We start from the raw sequence: 3,429 nt of genomic DNA, 5'->3' as shown, positions 1-3,429 counted from the left end.
CCAGGTGACCTGGTGGGCGGACTCGGGGGACAGGGTCCAGAAGTCCCACTGCATGTCAGCGTCGCGCAGGTGCGTGCCGGGAAGGCGCTTCTGGGAGCCTTGCCTTCCGCCATCAGCTGCCCGACGGCGGACGCCACCTCTGCGGGGTCTGCCAGCGGGTCCGGGCGGTGCAGCAGGAGGATGTCCACGTAGTCGGTGCGCAGCCGCTTCAGGCTCCCGTCGACCCGTGCCAGGATGGCGTCCCGGCTCAGGTCGTAATGCGTCTGCAGGCCGCGTTCGTTCAACCTGATCCCGCATTTGGTCTGCAGCCGGATCCGTTCCCGCAGGCCCGGCGTGCCGGCCAGCACCTCGCCGAAGACGGCCCCGGACTTGCCGCTTCGGTAGATGTCCGCGTGGTCGAACAGGGTGATGCCGGCGTCCAGGGCTGCCTGGACGGCGGCAGCGGCCTCGTCCACATGGGCACTGCCATGCGGCTCGTCGGACCAGCTGCCGCCCAATCCCATGCAGCCGTAAATGAGCTCCTGCATCAGGGCTGTTTCTGCAAGGCCTGCCGGCCTGTGCCGGGTGCGGGCATCAGCGCAGCCATGCGGTGGTGTTGGCGGGCAGCTTGCCGTCTTCCAGCGGCCCGCTGCTGAGCAGCACCTTCCCAGCGGGAAGCTCGACGGCGGTGCCGCCGAAGTTGGTGACGGACTGCCATCCGTTGGGGCGGCGGAAGTGCAGGACCTCAGGGTTGCCGGTCTCCACCCACTCGAGTTCCTCGTCCGTCTGCAGCTCACGGCGCAGCTTCAGGGCCGCACGGTACAGCTCCAGCGTGGAACCTTGCGTGCCGTCCTGGGCTTCCACGGCGTACTTGCTGAACCAGTCCGGCTGCGGCAGGTGCGAGCCGCCCTCGCCGAAGCCGAAGGACGTTCCCTCCACCTTCCACGGCAGGGGCACGCGGCAGCCGTCACGGCCGATCTCCACGCCCCTGTTGCGGAAGAAGGACGGGTCCTGGCGCTCGGATTCGGGGATCTCCGCCACTTCCTGGAGCCCCAGTTCCTCACCCTGGTACAGGTAGGCGGAACCCGGGACGGCCAGCATCAGCAGCGTGGCGGCGCGGGCGCGGCGTTCACCGAGTTCCACGTCCAACTGGTCCTTGGGACCGCCGGCGAGGAGCCAGTCCTTGCCGTCCTGGCCCTTGGTGCCAGCCTTGTCCTTGGACACCTGGGGCAGGCCGTAGCGGGTGGCGTGCCGGACCACGTCATGGTTGGAGAACACCCAGGTGGAGGACGCTCCGGTGGCGGCTGCCTCGGCCAGGTTGCGGGTGATGATCTCCTTGTACTCGCCGGCGTCGAAATCGGCCTGCAGCAGGTCGAAGTTGAAAGCCTGGCCCAGGCCCTGCGGGCTCGCGTACCGGGCGCGGCGGGTGGCGTGCACCCAGGCCTCGGCCACGGCGGTCCGCGGCGGGTTGTACTCGTTGAACACCTCGCGCCATTCGGCGTAGATCTCGTGCACTTCGTCGCGGTCCCAGAACGGGTGCGTGCCGTCGTCGAACCCGTCAACGCCGGTATTGGCCGCGCTCAGTTCCAGCTTGGACAGCAGCGGTTCGGTGAGGTCCTTGGTGAGGGCGTGGGCCACGTCCACGCGGAAGCCGTCCACGCCGCGGTCGGACCAGAAGCGGAGGGTCTTGAGGAAGTCGTCGCGGACTTCCCGGTTGGACCAGTTCAGGTCCGGCTGCTCCTTTGCAAAGATGTGCATGTACCACTGGCCGGGAGTGCCGTCCGGTTCGGTGATGCGCTCCCAGGCGGGGCCGCCGAACACCGAGTCCCAGTCCGACGGCGGGAACTCACCGTTGGGGCCCTTCCCGTCACGGAAGATGTACCGGTCGCGGGCGGGTGAACCCTTGGGCGCGGCCAGGGCCTCCTTGAACCATTCGTGCCGGTCGGAGGAGTGGTTGGGGACGATGTCCGCGATCAGCTTGATCCCGGCGCCGTGCAGGGCCTTGGCCATCTCGTCAAAGTCCGCCAGCGTGCCCAGCTTGGGGTCCACGTCGCGGTAGTCATCCACGTCGTAGCCGCCGTCGGCGAGTGCCGAGGGGTAGAAGGGGCTCAGCCACACGGCGTCGATGCCCAGCGCCTTCAGGTACGGAACCTTCGCGGTGATGCCCTTCAGGTCGCCGATGCCATCGCCGTTGGAGTCGGCGAAGCTGCGCGGATAGATCTGGTATACCGCTGCCTGGCGCCACCAGTTCGGATCAGCGAGGCGGTCGGAGTCGGAGAGGGTTGCCAGCGTGGCGGTGGTGGACAAAGGGATCTTCCTTTTCTGTGCGTTGGGTTATGGCTGGTCAAGGTCTTTTGGGTCTACTTGGCGCCCCGCGCATTTACTTCGGACAGTACCCACCGTCGCGCCAGGATGTAAACCACCAGTATGGGTGCCATGGCAAACGAGGCGCCCCGATCGGAACATCTTTATATTGAATCTAAATTTAGTACCCCAAGTATTATGGAGGGCAACGCACAGAGAGGTCAACACCCATGACGGAACCCACGCCGGCCACACCCCAGCTGCTCCGTCGCGTCAGCGCAGGAGCAGTCCTGGAATTCCTGCGTGCATCCCAAGCGGTGACCGTTACCGAGATCATGGAGGCCACCGGCCTGACCCGGGCCACCGCCATCTCCGTCTGCCAGGATCTGATGGCGCGGGGCTGGATCCGGGAGCTGGAGAACCAGCGCGCCTTTGGCGGATACCAGAAGGGCCGCCCCGCCCGCCGGTTCGAGCTCAACGAGCGCGCGGGCTACGTCCTGGGCATGGATGTGGGTGTCTCCAAGGCCACAGTGGTGGTCGCCGATCTTCGGGGCAGGATGCTGGGCAGGGCTACCCAGGCGTTCTCCCGGGCGGACATCCCAGCCGAAGAACGCGTCGCCGTCGTCGACCGGGCCGCCCTGCTGGCGCTGGAGGGCAGCGGCGCCTCCCCGGATGCAGTCCTTGCCGTGTGCGCCGGCATCGCCGCGCCGGTGGACCGCCACGGGGACGTCCTGGTGAAGCAGCACTTCTGGGAACTGTTCGACGTCGGCCTGAAGACAGCGCTGCTGGAGATGCGGGGCTGGACTGTGCTGCTGGAAAACGACGCCAACCTGGCAGCACTTGGCGACCGCTGGCAGGGAGCGGCAGCCGGAGTGGACGACGTGGTGGTGATCCTGGCCAGCGAACGCCTGGGTGCCGGCATCATCGACGACGGGCGGCTGCTGCACGGGCGCGACGGGGGCGCCGGCGAACTTGCCTTCCTGGAGTGGGTGGAAGGCGTTGGCGACACCTACGGTATCGCCTTCCTCGCCCGGAACTGGGCCGCGGAGGCGCTCGCAGGCAAAGCCGGGACAGCGCTGCGGAAGTACGCAGCGGGCGGCGTCGAGGCGGAACAGGTGTTCGCCGCCGCCGCTGCCGGCGACGCCG

Annotated in this window: 2 protein-coding genes and 2 pseudogenes; 1 reads left to right on the top strand and 3 read right to left on the bottom strand. The window is 67.8% G+C overall.

Annotated elements, in window-relative coordinates; translation table 11 throughout:
- The 3 genes and pseudogenes from AC5RTT_RS20200 to AC5RTT_RS20190 form a co-directional block, all read right to left on the bottom strand.
- Window positions 1–96, bottom strand: a pseudogene (locus AC5RTT_RS20200) (catalase); the annotation flags it as partial.
- A 2-nt stretch (window positions 97–98) separates the two neighbouring features.
- Window positions 99–527 (bottom strand): annotated as a pseudogene (locus AC5RTT_RS20195) (aldo/keto reductase); the annotation flags it as partial.
- A gap of 46 nt (window positions 528–573) precedes the next feature.
- On the bottom strand, window positions 574–2,286 hold the full coding sequence (locus AC5RTT_RS20190; RefSeq protein ID WP_494146653.1) for a glycoside hydrolase family 13 protein: 1,713 nt from the start codon (window positions 2,284–2,286) through the stop codon (window positions 574–576).
- A gap of 227 nt (window positions 2,287–2,513) precedes the next feature.
- Here AC5RTT_RS20190 and AC5RTT_RS20185 point away from each other — a divergent pair.
- Window positions 2,514–3,429: ROK family transcriptional regulator (locus AC5RTT_RS20185; RefSeq protein WP_494146652.1), on the top strand; the 916-nt coding region annotated here is incomplete at its 3' end.

This window comes from Arthrobacter sp. Y3221157 (genome assembly GCF_059089865.1).
This window is presented reverse-complemented; position numbering and strand designations above follow the sequence as displayed.